The organism is Streptomyces mangrovi, from assembly GCF_900114215.1.
Lineage (GTDB): Bacteria > Actinomycetota > Actinomycetes > Streptomycetales > Streptomycetaceae > Streptomyces > Streptomyces barkulensis.
The window spans coordinates 168377-189736 of record NZ_FOSG01000011.1; the positions used below are offsets into that span (position 1 = coordinate 168377).

Below are 21360 nucleotides of genomic sequence, written 5' to 3' on the forward strand. Positions count from 1 at the left end.
CCGGACCGCGCCGGGGCGCCCCGATCCCTCAGGAGGGGCGCGAGGCGGTCCGGGCGAGGAAGGCGTCCCGGTCGAGGAAGACCAGCCGGGCCCGCTTGTGCGGAAGTTCGATCTCGGGGCCGAGGACGAAACCGGTCCGCAGCAGCCGGGAGACCGCCTTCTGGTTGCGGGCGTCGGGCTCGGCGACGATCCGCCTGCGGCCGGGGTCCTCGGCCAGCAGACGGGTCAGGAAGACGGTCAGCAGGGCGTCGGTGAAGCCCGGCCGCGCCCCGCCGTCCGCCGGGCCGGTCATCAGATGGAGGCCGTAGTCCCCGGGCCGCACCTCGTAGTACTCGCCGACCGGGTCGGCGTCCGGCTCATAGGTCTGGAAGAGGGCGACCGGCCGGTCGTCGAGGTGGATCAGAAAGGCGTGGTGCGTGGACAGGGAGTCCAGGTACTCGTAGGTCTCCAGAACCTGTTCGCGGGTGTGGTCGAGCATCCCCCAGAAGCGGGCCCGCTCCCGGGTCACCCAGTCGTGGAGCAGATCGATGTCGCGGGCGGGGTCCACGGGGACGACGCGGACCGTGCCGAAGCCCTCGACGCGGGCCTCGTGCACGGTTTCGCGGCGCCGGGGCTCGGAGGAGGCGGAGGCGCCGGAGGAGTGGGAGGGGGCGGCCGGGTCGGTCACTTCTCTCCTCGGTCGGGGGCTGCGGACGGTACGGATGGTACCGGTGGTGCGGCGGGCTCCTCGGTGAGCCGGTCCCAGTCGGTGACGACCGGTACCAGCTCGCAGCGCGCCCACAGCGAAAGCTGGTCGCGGTGGTGCGGGTCCCCGGGCACGCCCGAGGCGCCCAGCGGCACCACCCAGGCGCTGTCCTCACGGCGGGCGAGGTCCCACACGTAGCGGGCGGCGGAGGCGCGGGTACTGAGGTCGGTGACCCCGGGCACGCTGGAGGTGGCCAGCACGCAGTCGTGGTCGCCGGCCAGGGCGGGCCAGGGCTCACCGGGATCGGCCGGCAGCGCCTGCCAGGGCGCGAGCCGGTGGGTGTCGCCCCACCGCGCCGGCGGGCCCTGGGCGGCGGCCTCGCCGGCCGCCACCTCCTCGACCGCGGCCCGTACGGCCCCGATCCGGTCGGCGAGCGGCAGCCGGTCCGAGGTCAGCAGGTGCTCCAGGGCGTATCCGACGCGGGGCACGAGCGCGAGCCAGGGCCGGAAGACCTCCGGCGCGGGAGGCGGCTCCGCCAGCGGCCGCAGCAGCGGATGCCCGGCCAGCAGCCCGACCGTCGTGGTACGCACGGCGGCGAAGGAGGCGGCGCCGGCGCTGTCGGCGTCCATACGGCGGTCCCAGTCCAGCAGCCGTTCCCGCAACCGCCGGGCGGCCGGACCCAGTTCCCCGGGGTCGGTGCGCGCCAGCAGGTCCAGCAGGGGCGCGGCCGAGGCCAGCAGGGTGTCGCGGTGGACGGCCGCCATGTCCTTCGCGGACCACATGTCCCGCTCCGCCAGCAGCTCCCGGATGCGCTCGGCCCGGTGCGGCGGTGCGAACTCCGCACCGAGGGGTTCGGCGATCCCGCGCTGGTTGGCCATGACCGTGACGCCCCCGACGCGTTCGCGCGGCATCGGCCCGTGCCGGCCCCGCCAGGCGTACCGGGGCTCCCAGGCGGGCACGACCCTCATCCGGTTGTCCGGGTGGCGCACGGGGACGGCGCCCGCCACCCGGTGCAGCGTCCCGCCCGCGGTGTCGGCTGCCAGGACGACGTTGACGGGCTCCACCCAGCCGTCCAGGGCGCGGTCGACGTCGGCGACGGAGCGGGCCCGCAGCAGGGCGGGCAGCACCCCGAAACCGAGGTCCGCGCTCACCCGCGGGGAATGGCGCAGGGAGAGCGCGCCGGAGACGTCCCCGGCCGGGGAGTCCTGCGCCGGGGCGTCCGGGTCCGCCCAGTGCGCCGCCTCGTCGCCGTCGGCGATGACGGGGCCGCGCTCGGTCTCGATCACCTCGACCGTCACGGGCTCGCCGCCGGCCACCTCGATCGTCTCGACACGGCGCTCGGCGGGCCGCCACCCGTCCGGGCCCAGCGCCTCCACCCGCTCCCCGCCCGGCCCGGTGCGCCGCAGCCGCTCGCGGTAGAGGTCCTGGTAGTCGGCCATGGCGTTGGTGATGGCCCAGGCCACCTGGCCGGCGTGGCCGAAGTGGGCGATGCCGGGGACGCCGGGGACGGCGAGGCCGACGACGTCGAACTCCGGGCAGGCCAGCCGGATCTGCTGGTAGACACCCGGGGCCTCGATGAACCGGTGGGGGTCGCCCGCGACGATCGCCGAGCCCGTGGCGGTGCGCTCCGCCGGGACGAGCCAGCCGTTGCTGCCGGAGGTGCCGGGCCCGTCGGTGGCGAACACCCCCACCCACTCGGGCCCCAGGAGCCGGGCGACGGCGTCGCGCCAGAGCTTGGCCGGGAAGCCCGCGAACAGGATGTGCGCCGACAGCCAGACGCCCATCGGCGTCCACGGCCGCCAGCGGCCGGGGGCCAGGCCGGCGGCGGCGAACTCCGGCGCCCGGGTGGCCCCCTGCACCAGCCCGTCGTTGACCCCGTCGACATAGGAGCGGACCCAGGCGGCGGTGCCGGGATCCTCGCGCTCCAGGGCCTCCATGCACCGCCGGGCGGTGTCCTCCAGCCGCACCCGCCGCGCGAACCGGTCCCAGGGGACGGCCTCCGCACCGAGGAACGACGCGGTGGTGCCCTGGGAACGGTGCCGCTCGACCTCGAGCTGCCAGGCGCGGTCCGCCGCCGCGTTGCGGCCCTGGGCGTACGCCAGCTCGTCCGTGCCGTCCGCGCGCAGGTGCGGTACGCCCCAGGCATCCCGGTAAACCCTTATGGCCATGCTCAGCTCCTCCTCCCGGCGGACCGTCCGGCGCGGCCCAGCAGCAGACCGGCCGCGCAGCCGCCCGCGAGGACCGCCGCGGCGCCGGCCAGCTGCCCGGTTTGCAGGCCGGAGGCGAACGCCTCGGCGACCGCGGCCAGATCCGCCTCCCCGGAGACCCGGGCCAGCGCGGCGGGCAGCGACTCGGCGTTGCCGGCCGAGTCCGGCAGCAGGGCGGCGAACCGGGAGGCCAGGACCGCTCCCAGGACGGCGACGCCCAGACCGGCGCCCATCTCGGTGAGGGTGCCGTTGACACCGGCTCCCGCGCCCGCCTTCTCCTTGGGGATCGAGCTCATGACGGCCTCGGCGATGGCAGGGTTGGCGCAGCCGCAGCCCGCCCCCATCAGCACCAGACCGGACAGGATCCCGCCGTAGCCTCCGTCGCCGACGAGGGCGACGACCGCGAGGCCGGCCGCCATCACGGCCATGCCCGAGGCGATCATCACCGGCAGGCCGAAGCGTGCGATCAGCCGCGCGGAGGCGCCGGTGAAGTTCACCAGCACCACCGTCAGCGCGAAGGGCGCCACGGCCAGGCCCGCCTGGAGCGGGCTGTCGCCGCGGACGAACTGGAACTGCTGCGTGAGCAGGTACAGGGCGCCGCCGCTGCCGAAGGTGATCAGCACGACACCCGTCACCGCCCCGGTGAAGCGGCGGCTGCGGAACAGGGCCGGATCCAGCATCGGATGGTCGGTGCGCCGCTCCCAGCGCAGGAAGGCCGCCAGCACGGCGGCGCCCAGCACGGCCGGCACCAGGATCCGGGGAGAGCCCCAGCCCTCCTCCGGCCCGGTGATGACGGCGTAGACCACGCAGGTCATGCCGGTGACGGAGAGCACCAGGCCCGGCAGGTCCAGGCGGCCGCCGCGCGGGTCGCGGCTCTCGGGCACCAGGATCGCGACGGCGACCAGACCGATGAGCACCACCGGGATGTTGATCAGGAAGATCGCGCCCCACCAGTAGTGGCTGAGCACCAGCCCGCCGACGACCGGCCCGGAGGCGAAGCCGAGGGCGTTGACGGCCCCCCACAGGCCGATGGCCTTGGGCCGCTCGCTCGCGTCGAAGACCTGCATGACGACGGCGAGGGTGGTCGTCAGCAGCAGCGCCGCGCCCACGCCCATGCCCGCGCGGGCCGCGATGAGCTGGGCGGAGGAGGACGCGAGTCCGGCCGCCAGCGAGCCGACCCCGAACAGGGCCAGACCGGTCAGCAGCATCCGCTTGCGTCCGTAGCGGTCGGCGGCGTTGCCCGCCGCGAGCAGCAGGCCCGCCTGTACCAGCGCGTAGGCGTTGATCATCCACTGCACGTCGGCGGTGGACGCGCCCAGCTCGCCGGTCAGCGACGGGATCGCCACGTTGAGCACGGTGTTGTCGAGCACCACGACGAGTTCGGCCAGGCAGACCACGGCCAGGATCGCCCAGCGGGCGGGGTGCCCGCCGGGCGGTCCGGCCGCCGGCTCGGATGCCGGGCCGGTGCCGGTGGCCGGGTCGGTCGTCACCACGGTGTGTCAGGCCCTCCCCGGGGCGTAGGGGGCGATGGGGTTCCTCAGGCTACCGACGAGCTGGAGCGCGCCGGAGGGGTCCGCCAGGTCCACCATCTGCCGGTTGTCGCGCAGCTGGAGCCGGTTGAGGCAGGACAGCGCGAACTCCCCGGCGAAGATGTCGTACCGCTCGAACCGGTCGGCCAGCTCCGGCACGGACTCCTGGTAGCGGATCACCGCCTCGGCGACCGTGCGCCAGAAGGCGTCCTCGGTCAGCACGCCCCGGTCGGCGAGGATCGCGCCCAGGTGGCGCAGGAAGCAGTCGAAGACGTCGGTGAGGATCGCCAGCAGCCGCATGTCCTCGGGCGTCTCGGCGCGGATGCGCTCCACCTCGGGGGGCAGTTCCACACCGGAGTCCATCACGACGATCTCCTCGGCGATGTCCTTGAACACCGCCCGCGCCACCGCGTCGTCCTCCAGGACGAGGATGACGTTCTCGCCGTGCGGCATGTACGCCAGGTCGTAGGCGTAGAAGCTGTGCAGCAGCGGGGTGAGGTAGGCGTCCAGGTAGCGGCCCAGCCAGGCTTCGGGGGTCAGGCCCGAGCGCTCGATCAGAGCGGCGGCCAGTGAGCCCCCCTCGCCGTCGGTGTGGAGCAGGGACGCCATGGTGGCCAGGCGCTGTCCCTCCTCCAGCCGCGGGACGGGGCTCTCGCGCCACAGGGCCGCGAGCATCTTGCGGTAGGGCGAGTAGCGGTCGGTGGCGGCCTCGTAGCCGGGGTGGCGGTAGCCGACGGCGGCGCGCTCGCGGATGACCTCCAGGCCGGTGGCGCGCAGGACGGGGTCCTTGGCGACCAGATCGGCCAGCCAGTCGTTGATGGCGGGGGTGGCCTCCATGTAGGCCGCCGAAAGACCCCGCATGAAGCCCATGTTCAGCACGGACAGGGCCGTCTTGACGTAGTGCTTGCCCGGCGCGGAGGTGTTGAAGAAGGTGCGGATGGACTGCTGGGCCAGGTACTCGTCCCCGCCCTCGCCCAGCAGCACGATCCGGCGCTGGGCGACCTCGGCGGAGAAGGTCACGGCGAGCTTGTTCCACCACTGCCAGGGGTGGACGGGGATCAGCAGGTAGTGCGCCGGGTCCAGGCCCTGGCCGCGCAGGACGGAGTCGAACCGGTCCAGGGCGGCCTGCCCGAGCTCGGCGCGCAGCAGCGCGTGGTAGTCGGTGTCGGCCGAGCAGGTGAAGGTGGTGTGGTCGCGGTGGGCGGCCACCCACAGCAGCCGTACCGGGGCCGCGGTCTCCGGCGCGTAGGCCAGGTACTCGTGGATCCCGAAGCCCAGGCGGCCGTTGTTGGCGACGAAGCAGGGGTGGCCCTCGGTCATGCCGGTCTCGATCGCCTGGAAGCCGGCGCCGGCCAGCTCGGCGGCGGTGACCGGCTCCTTCGCCAGTTTGTACGCGGTGCTCGCCAGGGTGGAGCTGATCTCCTCCAGGTAGACGGGCAGGATCTCGTCGCTCAGGCCCAGGGCGCCGCGGAACTCGGTGAAGAAAGCGAAGGCGTCCAGGGGCAGTTCGGCCCGGCCGCGGTGGCGGGTGATGCTGTCGGCGTCGATCTGCCAGTGGTCGAGCTCCATCAGGCGGGCCGTGAAGCGGTACTCGGTCGCCTCGCGGCCGTCCTCGCCGCCGCCGGTGACGGCGTAGCGTCCGTCGCCCAGCTCGGCGGGGGTCAGCAGGCGCTCGTGGGAGAACTCCGACAGGGCCTTGCGCAGCAGCAGCCGTACGGCGGTGTCCCAGTTGCCGGGGGTCAGATGGGCCACGGCCCGCTGCGGATCGGACTGCGGTACGGCGTGGGGGGAGGGGGCGGTCACAGGGCGGCTCCTCGCATGGCGGCCTCGAAGCGCTCGCGGGTGCAGAAGCTCAGCAGGGCCTCCTTCTCCGGTTTGGCGATCGTGCCGGCGACCTCGAAGCCGACGGCGGCGTTGAGGGCGTGCACGGCGGTGTTGCGGGCGTCGGGCTCGACGACCACGCGGCGGGTGGCCGGGTCCTCGAAGAGCATCGCCATCACCGTGGTGATGACGGCGAGGGTGAACCCGTGGACCGGGGTGTCGGACGGCGCGGTGAGGAAGTGCATCCCGACGTCGCCCGCCCGGTGGTCGTACAGCCCGGCCAGCTCCACGTGCGCGGGGTCGTAGCGCTCGACGAGGAAGGCCGGGCTGCCGCGGTGCAGCCCCAGGAAGGCGTCGTGGTGCGGGTGTCCGGCGATCCGCCGGTACTCGTCGGCGACCTGCCGCTCGTCGGCGTCCTGCATCATCCAGTACACGGCCTTGGGATGGGTCACCCAGGAGTGCAGCAGGGGCGCGTCGGCGGCGGGGTCGAGGGCGACCACGGAGAATCCCCCCAGACCGGGGTCCTCGCGGTGGAAGAGGACGTCGCTCACGCGATGCTCCCCTCGGGGGCGCCGAAGTCCTGGAAGGCGATGGACTTCTCGACGGGGTAGACCTCGCGGCCGAGGATGTCGCGGATGATCCAGGAGTTGCGGTACGGGCCCATGCCCAGGTCCGGAGAGGTGACGCTGTGGGCGTGGACGGCGCCGTTCTGCAGGAAGACGCCGCGTCCGGTGACGTCGACGCTGTAGTTGCGGGCGACGTCGAAGCGGCCCGAGGAATCGAAGCGGAGGCGGTCGCGGATCCCGTCCAGGAAGGCGGGGACGCGGTGGCGGTAGCCGGTGGCCAGGATCAGGCCCTCGGTGGTGAGGGTGAACTCCTTGTCCTGCTCGACCTGGTGCAGGCCCAGGGTGTAGGAGCCGCTCGCCTCGTCGTGGGAGGCGGAGGTCAGCGCGGTGTTGGTCAGCAGCCGGGTGGGGACGGGGCCGGCGGCGCTCTTGGCGTACAGCAGGTCGAAGATGTCGTTGATCAACACCTCGTTGATGCCCTTGAACAGGCCCTTCTGCTCGCCCTCCAGCCGGTGCCGGGTGGTCTCGGGCAGGGCGTGGAAGTAGTCGATGTAGTCGGGGGAGGTCATCTCCAGGGTCAGCTTGGTGTACTCCAGCGGGAAGAACCGCGGGGAGCGGGTGACCCAGTTCAGGCGGTAGCCGTGGGTGTCGATCTCCGAGAGCAGGTCGTGGTAGATCTCGGCGGCACTCTGCCCGCTACCCACGACGGTGATGCTCTTCTTGGCCTGGAGCGCCTTCCTGTGCTCCAGGTAGCGGGAGTTGTGGATCAGGTCGCCGCCCAGTCCCTCGCAGGACCCGGGGACGTACGGCGGGGTGCCGGTGCCCAGCACCAGATGGCGGGCCCGGTGCTCGCCGAGCTCGCCGGTGGAGGTGTCGCGGGCGGTGACGGTGTACAGGCCCTCGGCCTCGTCGTGGGAGACGGCGACGACCTCGCGGCCGAAGCGGACGCAGGACAGCCGGCCGGCGGCCCAGCGGCAGTAGGCGTTGTACTCGGCGCGCAGCGGATAGAAGCTCTCGCGGATGTAGAACTGGTACAGGCGCCCGGACTGCTTCAGGTAGTTGAGGAAGGAGTAGGGGGAGGTGGGGTCGGCCATGGTCACCAGATCCGCCATGAAGGGCGTCTGCAGGGTGACGCCGTCCAGCAGCATGCCGGGGTGCCAGTCGAACTCCGGGCGGCTCTCCAGGAAGAGCCCGTCGAGGTCGTCGACCGGCTCGGTCAGGCAGGCCAGCCCCAGGTTGAAGGGGCCCAGTCCGATGGCTATGAAGTCGTGAGGGGTGGACACGTCGTCTCCGTGGGTCTGGTGATCCGGTGGTTCAGGCGGCCGGTGAGCCGCTGAGGCGGGCGGCGGAGGAAGCCAGATGCTCCTGGGCGTGCCCGGCGATCAGGTCGAGGACGGCGCGGATGTCGTCCGTCGTCGTCTCCGGGTTGAGCAGGGTGAACTTCAGGTGGTGGCGGCCGTCGACCACCGTTCCGGCGACCACGGCCTCGCCGGAGGCGGCCAGAGCCTCGCGGGCGTGCAGGTTGGCCAGGTCCACGGCCGTCTCGTCGCAGCCCGCGCCGGTGGCCCCGCCGGGGGTGCAGCGGAAGACCAGGGTGGACAGCGTCGGCCTGGTGACGACGGTGAAGCGGGGGTCGTCCTCCAGGATCCGCCAGGCTTCGGCGGCGAGGTCCACCACCTGGTCGAAGAGGGCGCCGACGCCGTCGGCGCCCATGATGCGCAGGGTCAGCCACAGCTTGAGCGCGTCGAAGCGCCGGGTGGTCTGCAGGGACTTGTCGACCTGGTTGGGGATGCGCTTCTCCGCGCTGCGGGCCGGGTTGAGGTAGTCGGCGTGGTACGTGGCGTGCCGCAGGGTGGCGCCGTCGCGGACGAGGACGGCGCTGGAACTGACCGGCTGGAAGAAGGACTTGTGGTAGTCGACGGTGACCGAGTCGGCCCGCTCGATGCCGCTCAGCAGATGACGGCGCGTGGGTGAGGCCAGCAGCCCGCAGCCGTAGGCGGCGTCGACGTGGAACCACGTCCCGGCCTCCTGGCACAGTTCGGCGATCTCGGGCAGGGGGTCGATGGAACCGAAGTCGGTGGTGCCGGCGGTGGCGGAGACGGCCATCACCGTCAGGCCCTCCTCCCGGCAGCGGCGCAGCTCGCGGGCGAGGGCGTCGGTGCGCATCCGGCGGTCGCCGTCGCAGGGGACGCAGACGACCGATCCCGGCTCCAGGCCGAGGAGTTTGGCGGCCTTCAGCACGGAGAAGTGGCCGGCCTCGGAGGTCAGGACGCGCAGTTTCGGCAGCATCTCGCAGACCGGCGGCGGGGTGGGGGAGTTCTTCCGCAGCACCCGGAGGGCCTCCTCGCGGGCCAGCAGCAGCGCCTGGAGGTTGGACTGGGTGCCGCCGCTGGTGAAGATGCCGTCGGCGGCGCGGCCCAGACCGATGCGGGCGGCGGTCCAGTCGATGAGCCGGCGCTCCATCAGAGTGCCGCCGGCGCTCTGGTCCCAGGTGTCCAGGGAGGAGTTGACGGCGGAGAGGACGGCCTCGCCCAGCAGAGCGGGAAGCACCACCGGGCAGTTGAGGTGGGCGAGGTAGCGGGGGTGGTGGAAGTAGACCGCGTCGCGGAGGTAGACCCGCTCCAGTTCGTCGAGGGCGGCGGCCGGATCGCCCAGGGGGCGGTCGAGGTCGATGCCGTCGATCACCGGGGCCAGTTCACCGGGGGTGACACCGGTGAACGGGCGGCTGGTTCCGGCGACGGTCCGGGCGACCCGTGCCACGCCTTCGGAGACCAGCCGCCGGTAGTACTCGGCGGTGGAGTCGTTCAGCAGATGGGAGCGGGGGTCGCCGCCGACGGGGTCGGCCGTGTCGGCAGGAGCGAGAGGGGAGGCGGATCCCTGGGGGCTCACGCGCGGGTCCTCCGAATCGGGGGAGCGGGAAACTTAGGTGAGGCTATCCTAACTTACTTTGATCACATGAGAGCCCCTCGTACCACGGGTGGTACGTGGGGCTCTGTATGGGTTTGACCCCTCGTCAGGCGGCGCCGGCGAGCGCCTCGGCGCGCAGATCCTCCTCCGAGGCGCCCAGCCGCCAGTACCCGGAGAAGGCCACCCGGCCGCGGTCGAGGCCCCGTTCGGACACCAGATGGCGGCGCAGCGCCCGCACCGCGGCGGCCTCGCCCGCCAGCCACGCGTACGCGCCGCCCCAGGCGTCCTCCGTCGGCGCGGCCTCGCGTACGGCGTCGACCACCGCGCCGTGCCGCCGGAAGTCCTCCCGGACCAGCCAGGTGACCTCCGCGTCGGCCTCGGTGGGCAGCGGCCGTACGTCCCCGGCCCGGGGCACCTCCACCCACACCCGCGCCCGGACACCGGCGGGCAGCCAGGCCAGGATCCCGGCGACGGCGGGCAGCGCCGTCTCGTCGGCGGCGAGCAGCACCCGGTCCGTTCCGGCGGGAGGGCGGAAACCGACGCTCTTGTTCTCCGCGGTCACCGGGCCCAGCAGGCGGACCCGGTCACCGGGCCGGGCGCGCCGCGCCCAGCGGGTCGCGGGCCCGGTGTCGCCGTGCAGGACGAAGTCGACGTCCACCTCGCCCGCCTCCGGGCGCTGCGCGGCCACGGTGTAGGACCGCATGACCGCGCGCACCGCAGGGTCCATCGCCCGCCAGGCCGCGAACCAGCCGTCGCCCAGCTCCACCGGGACGACGGGCTCGCGCCGGCCGGGCTGCGGCAGGAAGAGCGAGAAGCTCTGGTCCCTTCCGCCACCCGCGAACCGCCGGAGCCGCTCCCCGCCGAAGGTGATCCGGACCAGGGACGGCCCCAGCCGCGCGGTGCGGAGGACCGAGGCCTCGAAGAACTCGAACGCCGAGGCGGCCTGCCGGGCGGCGGGAGCGCGGCGGGGAGCCGGCCGCCGGTGAGCCGCGGGAGAGGCGGCGACAGGGGAGGCTGCGGCGGGAGAGGCGACGGGGGTGGCGGTGCGCGGTGTCATCTGCGGGCTCTCCTTCTCGGAGGTTGCTGTCCTGCGCGGTCTGGGGTTGTGCGATCGGGGCCGAAAGGCGACGTGGCGCCTTTCGGCCCCGACTCAGCCGAGCTTCTTCGCCTTGGTGATGGCGTCGGCGAGGTTCTCCATCAGCGGGGCGGCGCCCTGGTAGGAGAAGCGCGGCACCGGGTCCCACTCGGCGACCTGGCCGGCCTTCACCGCCGGCAGCGCCTCCCAGGTGGGCTTGGACTTCAGGTCCTTCGGCTGCAGGGCGGTGCTGCGGTTGTCCAGGATGATCAGGTCGGCCTCGTACTGCCCGGCGTTCTCCCAGCTGAGGCTCTCGAAGTAGCCGCCGCTGGCCTTGACGTCCTCGGGGATGACGAACTCGACGCCCAGTTCGGCGAAGTACTTCAGGTCGGCCGCGGGCGCGGGGGTGGAGACGTAGAAGTAGTCCGCGCTTCCGGAGGCGGCCAGCACCCGCAGCCCGCCGCTGGCCTTGGCGGCCTTGCGGAGCTTCTCGGCGGCCGCCTCGAAACGGGCCTTGCCGTCGGTGACCTGCTTGGACTTCAGGTCGGCGCCCAGCGACTCGGCCAGGGCGGCGTAGCGCTGGATCGGCTTGAGCAGGGAGACGTCCGCGACCTGGACGGCGACGCTGGGGGCGAGCTTGAGGATCTTGTCCGCGCTCTCCTCCGGCACGTACCACAGCGAGTTGGCGTCGTACTGGTGCGTGACCAGCAGTTCGGGGCTGAGCGCGGCGTACTTCTCGATGTCGAACTCGCCCCAGGCGTTGCCGATGACCTCGATCTTCTTCACGTCCAGGTCGCCGGCCTGCGGGTGGGCCGAGCCGTCCTCCAGGACCGTCTCGCCGAAGACGCCGACGATCCGGTCCTTCAGGCCGAAGTCGGCCAGGGCGGCGGCGGTGCCGGTGAAGGCGACGATGCGCTCGGGGGTCTTGTCGGCGGTGACCTTCTTCTTGCGGTCGTCGGTGAACGACCAGGGGCCGCCGTCCTTCTCGGCGGTCCTGCCCGACGTCTGCGAACCGCCGTCACCGCAGGCCGTGAGCAGGGCGCCCAGGCCGAGGGCGCCGCCCGCCGCGAGAATGCCCCGGCGGGAGAGGTTGGCGGTTCTTGCGTAGGACATGACTGGGCCTCTCTGAGCAAACGCACAAGGATGCGACAGGTGTTCAGACCACCGGCCGCGGCTGTTAGGTTAACCTAACCAAAGTTCGAGCCCAAGGGGGCGGTCGCCGATCTCCCCCCGGCACACCGGAGTCCGCACGTGTCACTCATCAAACCGAGCCCCGCCGGGGAGACAACGGAACCGGCCCCGCCCCCTGCCGTGGAGGGGCCGCCGACGCGAACCCGTACCGCCCTGCGCTCCGCCGGACTGGCGGGCGCCGTGGCCCTTCTGTTCGTCCTGCTGGTGCTGAGCCTGGGCTTCGGCGCCCGGCCGCTGTCGGCGGGCGAGGTCTGGTCCGGGCTCTTCGACAGCGGTTCCGCGACCTGGAGCGTGGTGCACGAGATGCGGCTGCCGCGCACCCTGCTCGGGCTGCTCGTCGGCCTCGCCCTCGGCCTGGCCGGCGCGGTGATGCAGGCGCTGACCCGCAATCCGCTGGCGGACCCCGGGCTGCTGGGCATCAACGCCGGCGCGTCGGCCGCGGTGGTCACCTCCATCGCCTTCCTCGGGGTGACCGGCTTCACCGGCTACGTGTGGTTCGCCCTGGTCGGCGCGGCGGTCGTCTCCGTCCTCGTCTACGCCGTCGGCGGCGGGCGCGGGGCGACCCCGGCGCGGCTGGCGCTGGCCGGCGCGGCGCTCAACGCCGCCCTGTACTCCTACGTCAGCGCCGCGATGATTCTGGACGCCGCGTCACTGGAGCGGATGCGTTTTTGGACCGTCGGCTCGCTGGCCTCGGCCCGGATGGACGCCGTGGTGCAGGTGCTGCCGTTCATCACCACCGGCACCCTGGCCGCTCTCGCCCTCGCCCGGCCGCTCAACGCCCTCACGCTCGGCGACGACCAGGCCCGGGCCCTGGGCGCCCGGCCGGAGAAGGTGCGCGCCGCCTGCGTCGTCGCCGTCACCCTGCTGTGCGGCGCGGCCACCGCCGCCGCCGGCCCCATCGTCTTCGTCGGGCTGATGGTGCCGCATCTGGTCCGCGCGATCACCGGCCCCGACCTGCGCTGGGTGCTGCCGTACTGCGCGGTGCTCGCCCCCGTGCTGCTGCTCGGCTCCGATGTGCTCGGCCGGCTGCTGGGCCGCCCCGGCGAGCTCCAGGTGGGCGTCGTCACCGCCGTCCTCGGCGGCCCCCTCTTCCTCTACGTCCTGCGGCGGCGGAAGGTGGCCGCCGCATGAGGACCGCCACGAGGACCGCCACGAGGACCGCCACGAGGACTGGCGCCGGAACCGGTAAGGGAACCGGCATGAGGATCCTCCGCGCCGGGCCGGCGCTCAGCCTCCGCTTCCGCCCCCGCGCCCTGGCCGCCGCCGTCGTCTGCCTGCTCGTGGCCCTGGCCGCCGGCGTCGTCACCATCGGCAGCGGCGACTACCCCATGAGCTTTGCCGAGGTGCTGACCACCCTCACCGGAGGCGGCACCCCGGCCCAGGACTTCATCGTCAACGAGCTGCGGCTGCCCCGGGTGCTCGCCGCCCTCCTCACCGGCGCATCGCTCGGCCTGGCCGGGGCCGTCTTCCAGTCCGTGGTGCGCAATCCGCTGGGCAGCCCCGACATGCTCGGCATCACCCAGGGCGCCTCCACCGGCGCACTGCTCGTCGTCCTCGCCGGCGGCAGCAGCACGGCCCTGGCCGGCGGCGCCATCGCCGGAGGGGTCCTGACCGGACTGCTCATCTACGCACTCGCCTGGCGCCAGGGGCTCCACGGCTACCGGCTGGTGCTCACCGGCATCGGCGTCCTGGCGATGCTCACCGGCGTCAACGGCTACCTGCTCACCCGCGGCAAGCTGATGGAGGCCTCCCGCGCGATCCTGTGGATCACCGGCAGCCTCGACGGCCGCGGCTGGCCCGAACTCACCCCGCCGCTGATCGCCCTGGCGGTGCTGGGCCCGGTCGTCGTCCTGGGCTGCGGAAGGGCCCTGCGGATGACGGAGATGGGCGACGACGCGGCACACGCCCTCGGTGTGAGCGTCGAGCGCGCCCGCACCACGGCGCTGGGCTCCGCCGTCGTCCTGGTCTCCTTCGCCGCGGCCTGCGCCGGACCCGTCTCCTTCGTCGCGCTCACCGCGCCCCAGCTCGCCAAGCGCCTCACCCGCGCACCCGGTCCCAACCTGCTGCCCGCCGCCTGCATGGGCGCGGCCGTGCTGGTGGTCGCCGACTGGGCCGCCCAGAACCTCTTCACCGGACGGCAGATCCCCGTGGGCGTCGTCACCGGCCTCCTCGGCGGTTGCTACCTGGTGTGGCTGCTGGCCACCCAGCGGAAGGCGGGAAGGATATGAACACCCCCGCGGCGGTCCGGGACCTCCCCGGCCCCCAGGACCTCCAGGCCCCGGTCGGACACCCTCAGGACGGAGCAGAACGGATGACGCAGGGCAACCACCGCGACCACGGCACCCCGGCAGCCGGGGGGACGAGGCTGAGCGGCGAGGGCCTGACCCTCGCCTACGACCGGCGGACGATAGCCGAGGACCTCACGGTCGCGATACCGGACCGCTCCTTCACCGTCGTCATCGGCCCCAACGCCTGCGGCAAGTCCACCCTGCTGCGCGCCCTGTCACGGATGCTGAAGCCGGTCGCCGGGGCGGTGCTCCTGGACGGCAGGGACATCTCCTCGGCAGGCGCCAAGCAGGTCGCCCGCACTCTCGGCCTGCTGCCGCAGTCCTCCGTCGCCCCCGAGGGCATCTCCGTGTCCGAACTGGTCTCCCGGGGCCGCTATCCGCACCAGAGCCTGCTGCGCCAGTGGTCGGCCGAGGACGAGCGCGTCGTCGCGGAGGCGATGTCCTCCACCGGCGTCGCCGACCTCGCCGACCGCGCGGTGGACGAACTGTCCGGCGGGCAGCGGCAGCGGGTGTGGATCGCCATGGCGCTGGCCCAGCAGACCCCCCTGCTGCTGCTGGACGAGCCGACCACCTACCTCGACCTCGCCCACCAGATCGACATCCTGGACCTGTGCGCCCGCCTCCACCAGGAGGAGGGCCGCACCCTGGTCGCCGTCCTCCACGACCTCAACCACGCCGCCCGCTACGCCACCCATCTGATCGCCATGCGCGAAGGGCGGGTGGTGGCCTCCGGGCCGCCGGAGCGGATCGTGACCGCCGAACTGGTCGAGGAGGTCTTCGGCCTGCCCTGCCGGGTCATCGACGACCCGGAGACCGGGACTCCGCTGGTGGTGCCCGCGGCGCGGCGCCGCGCCCGCAGGCCGCAGGTGGCCGGTCACCTCTCCTGATCCGTCCCGCCGCCCCGGTTCCTCCGGCCGCCCCGGTTCCTCCGGCCGCCCCGCGGCCGGAGGAACCGGGGCGTCAGCGCAGGCCGAGCCCCGCGGCCGGCAGGGGCCACGAGGCCCGGAACTCCCACCACCAACCCCCGGCCGGTCCCGGCCCGGCCCGGCCGGGGAGGGGTCACCCGGCCGGGCCGCGTGCGTGCTCCACGGCGGCACGGACCGGGCCCCGGTGCACCGGCCCGTGGCCGGGCAGCAGGACGTCCGCGCCGGTGGCCGCCAGTGCGGACAGCGAGGCCAGCGCGCGGCCGTGGTCGTGGTGGAACATGCGGGGCAGCAGCTGGGGCCCCCGGAGGCCGGAGGTGGGATGCCCGCCGACGAGGGCGTCGCCGGTGATCAGGATCCCCCTGTCCGGCAGGTGGTAGGCGCAGTGCCCGTCGGTGTGGCCGGGGGTGTGGACGGGCACCGGGCGCCCGGGGACATCGAGCGGACCGTCGCACGGGAGCTCCCGCGGCTCGGCGACCGGTGTCTCCTTCTTCCCGCCGGACCGCAGCGCGCGCACGGCCCAGGGCAGGACGCCGGGGCGCCACGCGCCTGCGGCGATCCGTCCGACGGAGACCTGCTGGAGGAAGTCCCGTCGGGCATGGGGAACTTCCTCCCGGTGGGCCAGGACGGGGATCCCGTACCGCGTGCGCAGGTACTCGGCCGAGCCGATGTGGTCGCTGTGGGCGTGCGTGACCAGTACGGCCGCCACCGCGGACGGATCGGCGCCGACCGCGTGGAGCGAGGCGAGCAGCAGCTCGCGGTCTCCGGGATACCCGGTGTCCACCAGGGTCACGGCGTCGCCGTCCTGGATGATCACCCAGTTGGTGTCGCTGCCCGAGACCAGGTGGACGCCCGTCTCCACCCGGACCGTCTCCGGTGTGCGCATCGCTTCTCCTTCCGGCTCCCCGGCAGGGTACGGCGGAGACGGGCGCAGACGCCGGGCCGGTGACCGCGGCCACGGAGGGGGTGGCAGGATCGCAGGGTGCTGGAACGGATCATCGCCGCGTGTGACGGCGCCTCGAAGGGAAACCCCGGGCCCGCGGCCTGGGCATGGGTCATCGCCGGAGCGGACGGTGATGTGGAGCGGTGGGAGGCCGGCCCGCTGGGCCGGGCGACCAACAACGTGGCGGAACTGACCGCGCTGGAGAGACTGCTCCAGGTCCTGGACCCGACCGTACCGGCACAGGTGCGGATGGACTCCCAGTACGCGATGAAGGCGGTCACCACCTGGCTGCCGGGCTGGCGACGCAAGGGCTGGAAGACCTCGGCCGGCACACCGGTGGCCAACCGTGATCTGGTGGTGCGCATCGACGAACTGCTGGCCGGACGGGACGTCGAGTTCGTCCACACCCCGGCCCACCGGGTGGACGGCGACCGGCTCAACGACGCCGCCGACCGCGCCGCGAGCCACAGCGCCCGCACCCAGCGGCCGATCGGCTCCGCGGCGGGGGACGACCTGCCGCCGCCCGAGCCCGGCACCGCCCCCGCCGGCGGGCGTTCCCGGGCGACGGGGGCGAAGCCGGCGCGGAAGGCCGGGGCCCCGGGCCGCTCCTCCGGGAGGTCGCTCAAGGCGCGCTTCCCGGGCCGGTGCCGCTGCGGCCGGCCGTACGCGAAGGGCGAGACGATCGCGAAGAACCCCGACGGCTGGGGCCACCCTGCCTGCGCCGCCACCGGAACGGGCGGGGCGTGACACCGGTCCGCCGGATGTTTTGGACGCCGGCGGGCCTCCCGGCGCGCCCCGCCCTATCGGGCGGTGCCGAAGGTCTGCGTCCAGTAGTCGCCGGGCTGGGCCAGGCCGACACCGATCTCCTGGAACGAGCAGTTGAGGATGTTGCGCTTGTGGCCGGGGCTGGACATCCAGCCGTCCATCACGCTCTCGGGGGTCCGGTAGCCGTAGGCGACGTTCTCGCCGTAGGTCCGCCACTCGTAGCCGGCCCGCTCGATCCGGTCCCCGGGGCCGGAGCCGTCGGAGCCCGTGTGGGACATGTTCCGGTGGTCGGCCATGTCCTGGCTGTGGGCCCGGGCGGCCGCGGTCAGCTTCTCGTTCGCCTTCAGGGGCGCGCATCCGGCCTTGGCGCGCTCGCTGTTGACGAGTTCCACGACGCGGGCCGCGGCATCGTCGGCCGGGGCGGGCGTAGAGGGTGTGGAAGGCGCGGAGGTGCTGGGGGCGGGGGAGGAGGGCGCGGAGGTGCTGGGGGCCGGGGAGGCGCTCGGGGGAGCGGTGGGCGTACGGGTCTTCTCCGCCTCGGGCCGCGAGGTCGACCTGGAGACGGGCGACCGGTCCTCGGAGCGCCGGCTTCGCCAGGAGCGGTCCCGGTCGCCGGAGGAACGGTTCTGCCAGGAGCGTTCACGGTCGTCGTGGGAACGGTTCTGCCACGAGTGGGAGCGGTTGTCGGCGGTCGCCGGCCGGTCCACGCACGCAAGGGCCACGGCGGGCACTCCCAGGGCGGTCACGGCGAGGGCCGCGACGGATATCTTCCGGTAGCGCCTCGTTCTGCGGTGCTTGTTCATATGTGACCCCAATCGTCGGATCGCGGATCCCCCCGGGATATGGACGACCCGCACGGAACCCACCTCTGAGCTGTGGGAACGCGGTGCGGGCCGTCATTGTCGGAAGCGTTCGGCCGACGGGGCAACGAGCGTTGGTACTACGCCGCCTCGTAGGTCCTCGCGCCCCTTGCGGGCGGCGAGGCACCGTGCCGGGGTGGGCGCCGGGGTGCACGGCGGTGCCGTGTCGCTCCGTCAGGAGCCGTCCCGTGCCGCCGTACACGGAGGAGTGCGCGAAGCGGGGCGGAGTCCGCCGAACCGGGCGCGCGGTATGACCGTTTCAGGTGGGACGGACCTCTATGTCCGCCGGGTGTCGTCTACTACCCGGCAGGCGTAGTACCGATATGAGCTGTGACGGATGTCACGGAACCGGTGGGTGTCCGGCGCCCCGGGTGTGAGGCGGAGCCTCCGGGGAACCCGGACCCTCTGTTCCGCGAGCCCGGCCTGCGGGCGGTGTGGCTGCGGGCGCACGACGAGGCGGAGGCCGCTTTCGCCGCCGCGCTCGCCCGTTCCACCGGCCGGCCCGCCGGCGGTCTGTGGGTGGCGGTGGGGGCGGCCATGGTCGACGGCGCCCTCCGTGCCGCCGTCGAGCACCACGCACTGCGCGCCGCCGAGGGGGCGCGGGTCGGCGGGGAGGGTCTGGTCGAGGCGGTCCGCGAGGCACTGCGCACCGCGGTCCGCGGTCCGCGCGTCTGAACGGCGCCCTGCGCGGGCGCGGTCACTTCTCCCGGTCGGCCATCGGAAGTGTTACCAGGGGTAGCATGTGCGGGGCCCCTTGATTTACATTTTGTCTAACAAGCCTGGAGGGCGCCTTCGCCGGGCCGCGGGACGCGGGAGCGGCCCGGCGGCTTCACGGCCGCCCCCGGCGCAGCGGGCGGACAGGGAACGTCGCACACGGTTCGAGGAGCGCACATGGCGAGCAGCACCGGCATCGTCCGACCGACGGGACGGCCGACGGAACAGTCGGCGGAACACGACCGGCACGACGAGCAGGACGTCGCGCGCCGACTGCTCGACTCGGCGGCGAGGCTCGCCTACGACCCGGCCGTCGAGGTGGACTGGGAGACGCCGCTGGACAAGGACTTCCACGGCGCCAGCCCCGAGTGGAGCACCCTCTACGGCACTCCGTACTGGGACGAACTGACCGATGAGCAGCGCAAGGAGCTGACGCGGCAGGAGGCCGCCTCGGTGGCCAGCACCGGCATCTGGTTCGAGATGATCCTCCAGCAGATGGTGCTGCGCGACATCTACTCCAAGGACCCGACCAGCGCCGAGTTCCAGTGGGCGCTGACCGAGATCGCCGAGGAGTGCCGGCACTCGATCATGTTCGCCCGAGGGGCCCGGAAGCTGGGCGCCCCGCCCTACCGTCCGCACCGCCTCGCCTTCGAACTCGGCCGGGCGTTCAAGACGCTGGCGTTCGGCGAGGCGGCGTACGCGGCGATCCTGGTCGCCGAGGAGGTCCTCGACGTCATGCAGCGCGACTGGATGCGCGACGAGCGGGTCGTGCCGTTCGTCCGCACCATCAACAACATCCATGTCGTCGAGGAGTCCCGGCACATGAAGTTCGCCCGCGACGAGACGCGCAAGCGCCTGGCGGGCGCCGGCCGGCTGCGCCGCCGGATCCACGCCCTGGTGATCGCGGTCTCGGCCTACGTCATCGTCACCAGCATGGTGAACCGCAAGGTGTACGCCAACGCGGGGCTCGACGAGAAGCGCGCGGTCCGGGAGGCGAGGACCAACGAGCACCACAAGGCGATGATGCGCTCCAGCTGCTCGGGTCTGATGGAGTTCCTCGCCTCCACCGGCCTGCTGACGAAGCCCGCGCTGGTGTTCTACAAGCGCGCCAACCTCATCTGAGACCGGACGGGCCGCGACATGACCCACGTCATCACCCAGAACTGCTGCGGCGACGCCACCTGCGTCGCCGTCTGCCCGGTCAACTGCATCCACCCGACCCCGCAGGAGAGGGACTTCGGCAGCACGGAGATGCTGTACGTCGACCCCGGGGCGTGCATCGACTGCGGTGCCTGCGCGGACGCCTGCCCGGTGGACGCGATCCTTCCCAAGGACCGGCTCACCGGGGCGCAGCGCGAGTACGCCGCCGTCAACGCGGCGTACTTCGAGGACCGCGCGGACGCCGCAAGCCGTGCGGCCGGCGGATCCGGCTCCGAACCCGCCGACCACGGACCGAACTTCCACGCCTGGGGCAGGCCGGTGTTCGAGCGCACCCTTCCCTCCGACTTCGCGCCGCTGCGGATCGCGGTCGTCGGCACCGGCCCGGCCGGCATGTACGCCGCCGAGGACCTGCTGCTCCACACCGGCGCCGAGGTGACCCTCGTCGACCGGATGCCGGTGGCCGGCGGTCTCGTGCGCTACGGGGTGGCCCCCGACCACCCCGGGACCAAGGGGGTCGGGGACACCTTCGCCCGGCTGTACGCGCACCCGCGGGTCCGGATGTACCTGGGCCTGGAGGTGGGCGGGGACGTCACCGCGGAGGAACTGGCCGCGCACCACGACGCGGTCGTCTACGCCGTCGGGGCCCGCGCCGACCGCCGCCTGGGGATCCCGGGCGAGGACCTGCCCGGAAGTATCTCCGCGACCACGCTGGTGGCCTGGTACAACGCCCATCCGGAGACCGCCCCGGACGCCGTCGATCCGTCCGCCGAGCGGGTGGTCGTCGTCGGCAACGGCAACGTCGCCCTCGACGTCGCCCGGATTCTGACGGCCGACCCGGAGGAACTGGCCGGCACCGACATCGCCGCCCACGCGCTCGGCGCGCTGCGCGCCTCAAAGGTACGGGAGGTGGTCCTCCTCGGACGCCGGGGGCCGGCCGACGCGGCGTACACCAGGCCGGAACTGCTCGCCCTGAAGCACTTGCCGGGTGTGGAGCTGGTCGTGGACGACCACGACCCCCGCATCGCCGAGGGCATCGACGCGGCCGGGGCGGGGGACAAGGCGGCCGTACTGCGGGGTGTCTCCCGGCGGGCGGTGGACTGGTCCCTCCCGCCCGCACCGGGGCGGCGCATCGTGCTGTGCTTCCACAGCGCGCCGGCGGAGGTGCTCGGCGACGGGCGGGTGCGGGCGGTGCGCGCCACGGCGGCGGAGGGGGAGCTGGAGATACCGGCCGGCCTGGTGGTGCGGGCGGTCGGCTACCGCGGCGCGCCGGTCCCCGGACTGCCCTTCGACGAGGCCACCGGCACCGTCCCGCACGAGGGCGGGCGCGTGACGGGGCGGCCGGGGACATACGTCGTGGGCTGGATCAAACGCGGCCCCTCGGGCGGTATCGGAGCCAACCGCGCCTGCGCGGCCGAGACGGTCGGCACCCTGCTCGCCGACGCGCTCGACGGTGCCCTGCCCGCGCCCGAGCACGGTGCGAGAGCCTTCCGCCGGCTGGTGAGAGGCCGCAACCGCCGCCTGGTCGACGCCCGCGGCCAGGCGGCGATCGACCGGGCGGAAGTGGCCCGCGGACTGCGGGCCGGACGGCCCAGGGAGAAGCTGGCCACCGTCTCCGAACTGGTGGCGGCGGCCCGCGGCCGTCGGCGTCTTCTGGGATGAAACACCCGTCCCGCTCCGGGCTCCCGGTCCGGAGCGGGACGGGCGGCGGCCCCGCGCGGGTGGCGG

General features: G+C 73.5%; 18 protein-coding genes. 7 read left to right on the plus strand and 11 right to left on the minus strand.

Annotated features, from left to right (window positions below; all coding sequences use genetic code 11):
- Positions 1 to 28: 28 nt before the first annotated feature.
- The 9 genes from BM237_RS17290 to BM237_RS17330 all read right to left on the minus strand — a co-directional run bounded on the left by BM237_RS17290 (position 29) and on the right by BM237_RS17330 (position 11903).
- Positions 29 to 667, minus strand: a complete 639-nt coding sequence (locus BM237_RS17290; RefSeq protein ID WP_093850579.1) for a GNAT family N-acetyltransferase — start codon at positions 665 to 667, stop codon at positions 29 to 31.
- Positions 664 to 2853 (minus strand): penicillin acylase family protein, encoded by a 2190-nt coding sequence (locus BM237_RS17295; RefSeq protein ID WP_093850580.1) that lies wholly within the window; start codon positions 2851 to 2853, stop codon positions 664 to 666. The genes BM237_RS17290 and BM237_RS17295 overlap by 4 nt, the downstream gene beginning before the upstream one ends.
- Positions 2854 to 2855: 2 nt before the next feature.
- A complete protein-coding gene (locus BM237_RS17300; protein ID WP_425443705.1) occupies positions 2856 to 4385 on the minus strand; it encodes a DHA2 family efflux MFS transporter permease subunit in 1530 nt (509 codons plus the stop codon).
- 6 nt (positions 4386 to 4391) lie between these two features.
- Complete coding sequence (locus tag BM237_RS17305; RefSeq protein ID WP_093850581.1) at positions 4392 to 6224, minus strand: IucA/IucC family protein; 1833 nt, start codon at positions 6222 to 6224, stop codon at positions 4392 to 4394.
- Positions 6221 to 6793, minus strand: a complete 573-nt coding sequence (locus BM237_RS17310) for a GNAT family N-acetyltransferase (protein ID WP_093850582.1) — start codon at positions 6791 to 6793, stop codon at positions 6221 to 6223. The genes BM237_RS17305 and BM237_RS17310 overlap by 4 nt, the downstream gene beginning before the upstream one ends.
- Positions 6790 to 8091, minus strand: coding sequence for a lysine N(6)-hydroxylase/L-ornithine N(5)-oxygenase family protein (locus tag BM237_RS17315; protein WP_093850583.1), 1302 nt, complete (start codon positions 8089 to 8091; stop codon positions 6790 to 6792). Before BM237_RS17315 ends, BM237_RS17310 begins: the two co-directional genes overlap by 4 nt.
- 31 nt (positions 8092 to 8122) lie before the next feature.
- The gene (locus tag BM237_RS17320) at positions 8123 to 9619 is read right to left on the minus strand and encodes a pyridoxal phosphate-dependent decarboxylase family protein (RefSeq protein ID WP_245793699.1); all 1497 of its coding nucleotides are present in this window, start codon (positions 9617 to 9619) and stop codon (positions 8123 to 8125) included.
- A gap of 202 nt (positions 9620 to 9821) precedes the next feature.
- Positions 9822 to 10772: a siderophore-interacting protein gene (locus tag BM237_RS17325; protein ID WP_093850585.1), complete on the minus strand. Its 951-nt coding sequence runs from the start codon at positions 10770 to 10772 to the stop codon at positions 9822 to 9824.
- Between the two features lie 93 nt (positions 10773 to 10865).
- Positions 10866 to 11903: an ABC transporter substrate-binding protein gene (locus tag BM237_RS17330; protein WP_093850586.1), complete on the minus strand. Its 1038-nt coding sequence runs from the start codon at positions 11901 to 11903 to the stop codon at positions 10866 to 10868.
- Positions 11904 to 12041: 138 nt separating this feature from the next.
- Between BM237_RS17330 and BM237_RS17335 the strand changes: the two genes are divergently transcribed.
- The 3 genes from BM237_RS17335 to BM237_RS17345 all read left to right on the plus strand — a co-directional run bounded on the left by BM237_RS17335 (position 12042) and on the right by BM237_RS17345 (position 15156).
- Positions 12042 to 13112 carry a FecCD family ABC transporter permease gene (locus BM237_RS17335; RefSeq protein WP_093850587.1) on the plus strand — a complete coding sequence of 357 codons (1071 nt, stop codon included), beginning with the start codon at positions 12042 to 12044 and terminating at the stop codon, positions 13110 to 13112.
- A 68-nt stretch (positions 13113 to 13180) separates the two neighbouring features.
- Positions 13181 to 14209, plus strand: coding sequence for a FecCD family ABC transporter permease (locus BM237_RS17340; protein ID WP_093850588.1), 1029 nt, complete (start codon positions 13181 to 13183; stop codon positions 14207 to 14209).
- An 83-nt stretch (positions 14210 to 14292) separates the two neighbouring features.
- The gene (locus BM237_RS17345) at positions 14293 to 15156 is read left to right on the plus strand and encodes an ABC transporter ATP-binding protein (RefSeq protein ID WP_093850620.1); all 864 of its coding nucleotides are present in this window, start codon (positions 14293 to 14295) and stop codon (positions 15154 to 15156) included.
- Positions 15157 to 15328: 172 nt separating this feature from the next.
- Here BM237_RS17345 and BM237_RS17350 read toward each other — a convergent pair whose 3' ends face one another.
- Entirely contained in the window at positions 15329 to 16078 is a 750-nt protein-coding gene (locus tag BM237_RS17350; RefSeq protein WP_093850589.1) for an MBL fold metallo-hydrolase, read from the minus strand.
- 96 nt (positions 16079 to 16174) lie between these two features.
- Here BM237_RS17350 and BM237_RS17355 point away from each other — a divergent pair, with 96 nt between their 5' ends.
- Positions 16175 to 16882, plus strand: a complete 708-nt coding sequence (locus BM237_RS17355) for a ribonuclease H family protein (protein WP_093850590.1) — start codon at positions 16175 to 16177, stop codon at positions 16880 to 16882.
- A 53-nt stretch (positions 16883 to 16935) separates the two neighbouring features.
- On the opposite strand, the gene BM237_RS17360 is transcribed toward BM237_RS17355, so the two are convergent.
- Positions 16936 to 17703, minus strand: coding sequence for a CAP domain-containing protein (locus BM237_RS17360; protein ID WP_093850591.1), 768 nt, complete (start codon positions 17701 to 17703; stop codon positions 16936 to 16938).
- Between the two features lie 387 nt (positions 17704 to 18090).
- On the opposite strand from BM237_RS17360, the gene BM237_RS17365 reads away from it, so the two are divergent.
- From BM237_RS17365 to BM237_RS17375, 3 genes are all read left to right on the plus strand, one after another.
- A complete protein-coding gene (locus BM237_RS17365; protein WP_093850592.1) occupies positions 18091 to 18435 on the plus strand; it encodes a hypothetical protein in 345 nt (114 codons plus the stop codon).
- 216 nt (positions 18436 to 18651) lie between these two features.
- Positions 18652 to 19596, plus strand: coding sequence for an AurF N-oxygenase family protein (locus BM237_RS17370; RefSeq protein WP_093850593.1), 945 nt, complete (start codon positions 18652 to 18654; stop codon positions 19594 to 19596).
- Positions 19597 to 19614: 18 nt separating this feature from the next.
- Positions 19615 to 21294 carry an FAD-dependent oxidoreductase gene (locus BM237_RS17375; protein WP_093850594.1) on the plus strand — a complete coding sequence of 560 codons (1680 nt, stop codon included), beginning with the start codon at positions 19615 to 19617 and terminating at the stop codon, positions 21292 to 21294.
- Positions 21295 to 21360: the final 66 nt, after the last annotated feature.

Coding starts and splice junctions, on each gene's coding strand:
- BM237_RS17375 (WP_093850594.1), top strand. CDS start 19,615: ATGACCCACGTCATCACCCAGAACTGCTGCGGCGACGCCACCTGCGTC.
- BM237_RS17325 (WP_093850585.1), bottom strand. CDS start 10,772: ATGACACCGCGCACCGCCACCCCCGTCGCCTCTCCCGCCGCAGCCTCC.
- BM237_RS17345 (WP_093850620.1), top strand. CDS start 14,293: ATGACGCAGGGCAACCACCGCGACCACGGCACCCCGGCAGCCGGGGGG.
- BM237_RS17340 (WP_093850588.1), top strand. CDS start 13,181: ATGAGGATCCTCCGCGCCGGGCCGGCGCTCAGCCTCCGCTTCCGCCCC.
- BM237_RS17370 (WP_093850593.1), top strand. CDS start 18,652: ATGGCGAGCAGCACCGGCATCGTCCGACCGACGGGACGGCCGACGGAA.
- BM237_RS17350 (WP_093850589.1), bottom strand. CDS start 16,078: ATGCGCACACCGGAGACGGTCCGGGTGGAGACGGGCGTCCACCTGGTC.
- BM237_RS17295 (WP_093850580.1), bottom strand. CDS start 2,853: ATGGCCATAAGGGTTTACCGGGATGCCTGGGGCGTACCGCACCTGCGC.
- BM237_RS17330 (WP_093850586.1), bottom strand. CDS start 11,903: ATGTCCTACGCAAGAACCGCCAACCTCTCCCGCCGGGGCATTCTCGCG.
- BM237_RS17360 (WP_093850591.1), bottom strand. CDS start 17,703: ATGAACAAGCACCGCAGAACGAGGCGCTACCGGAAGATATCCGTCGCG.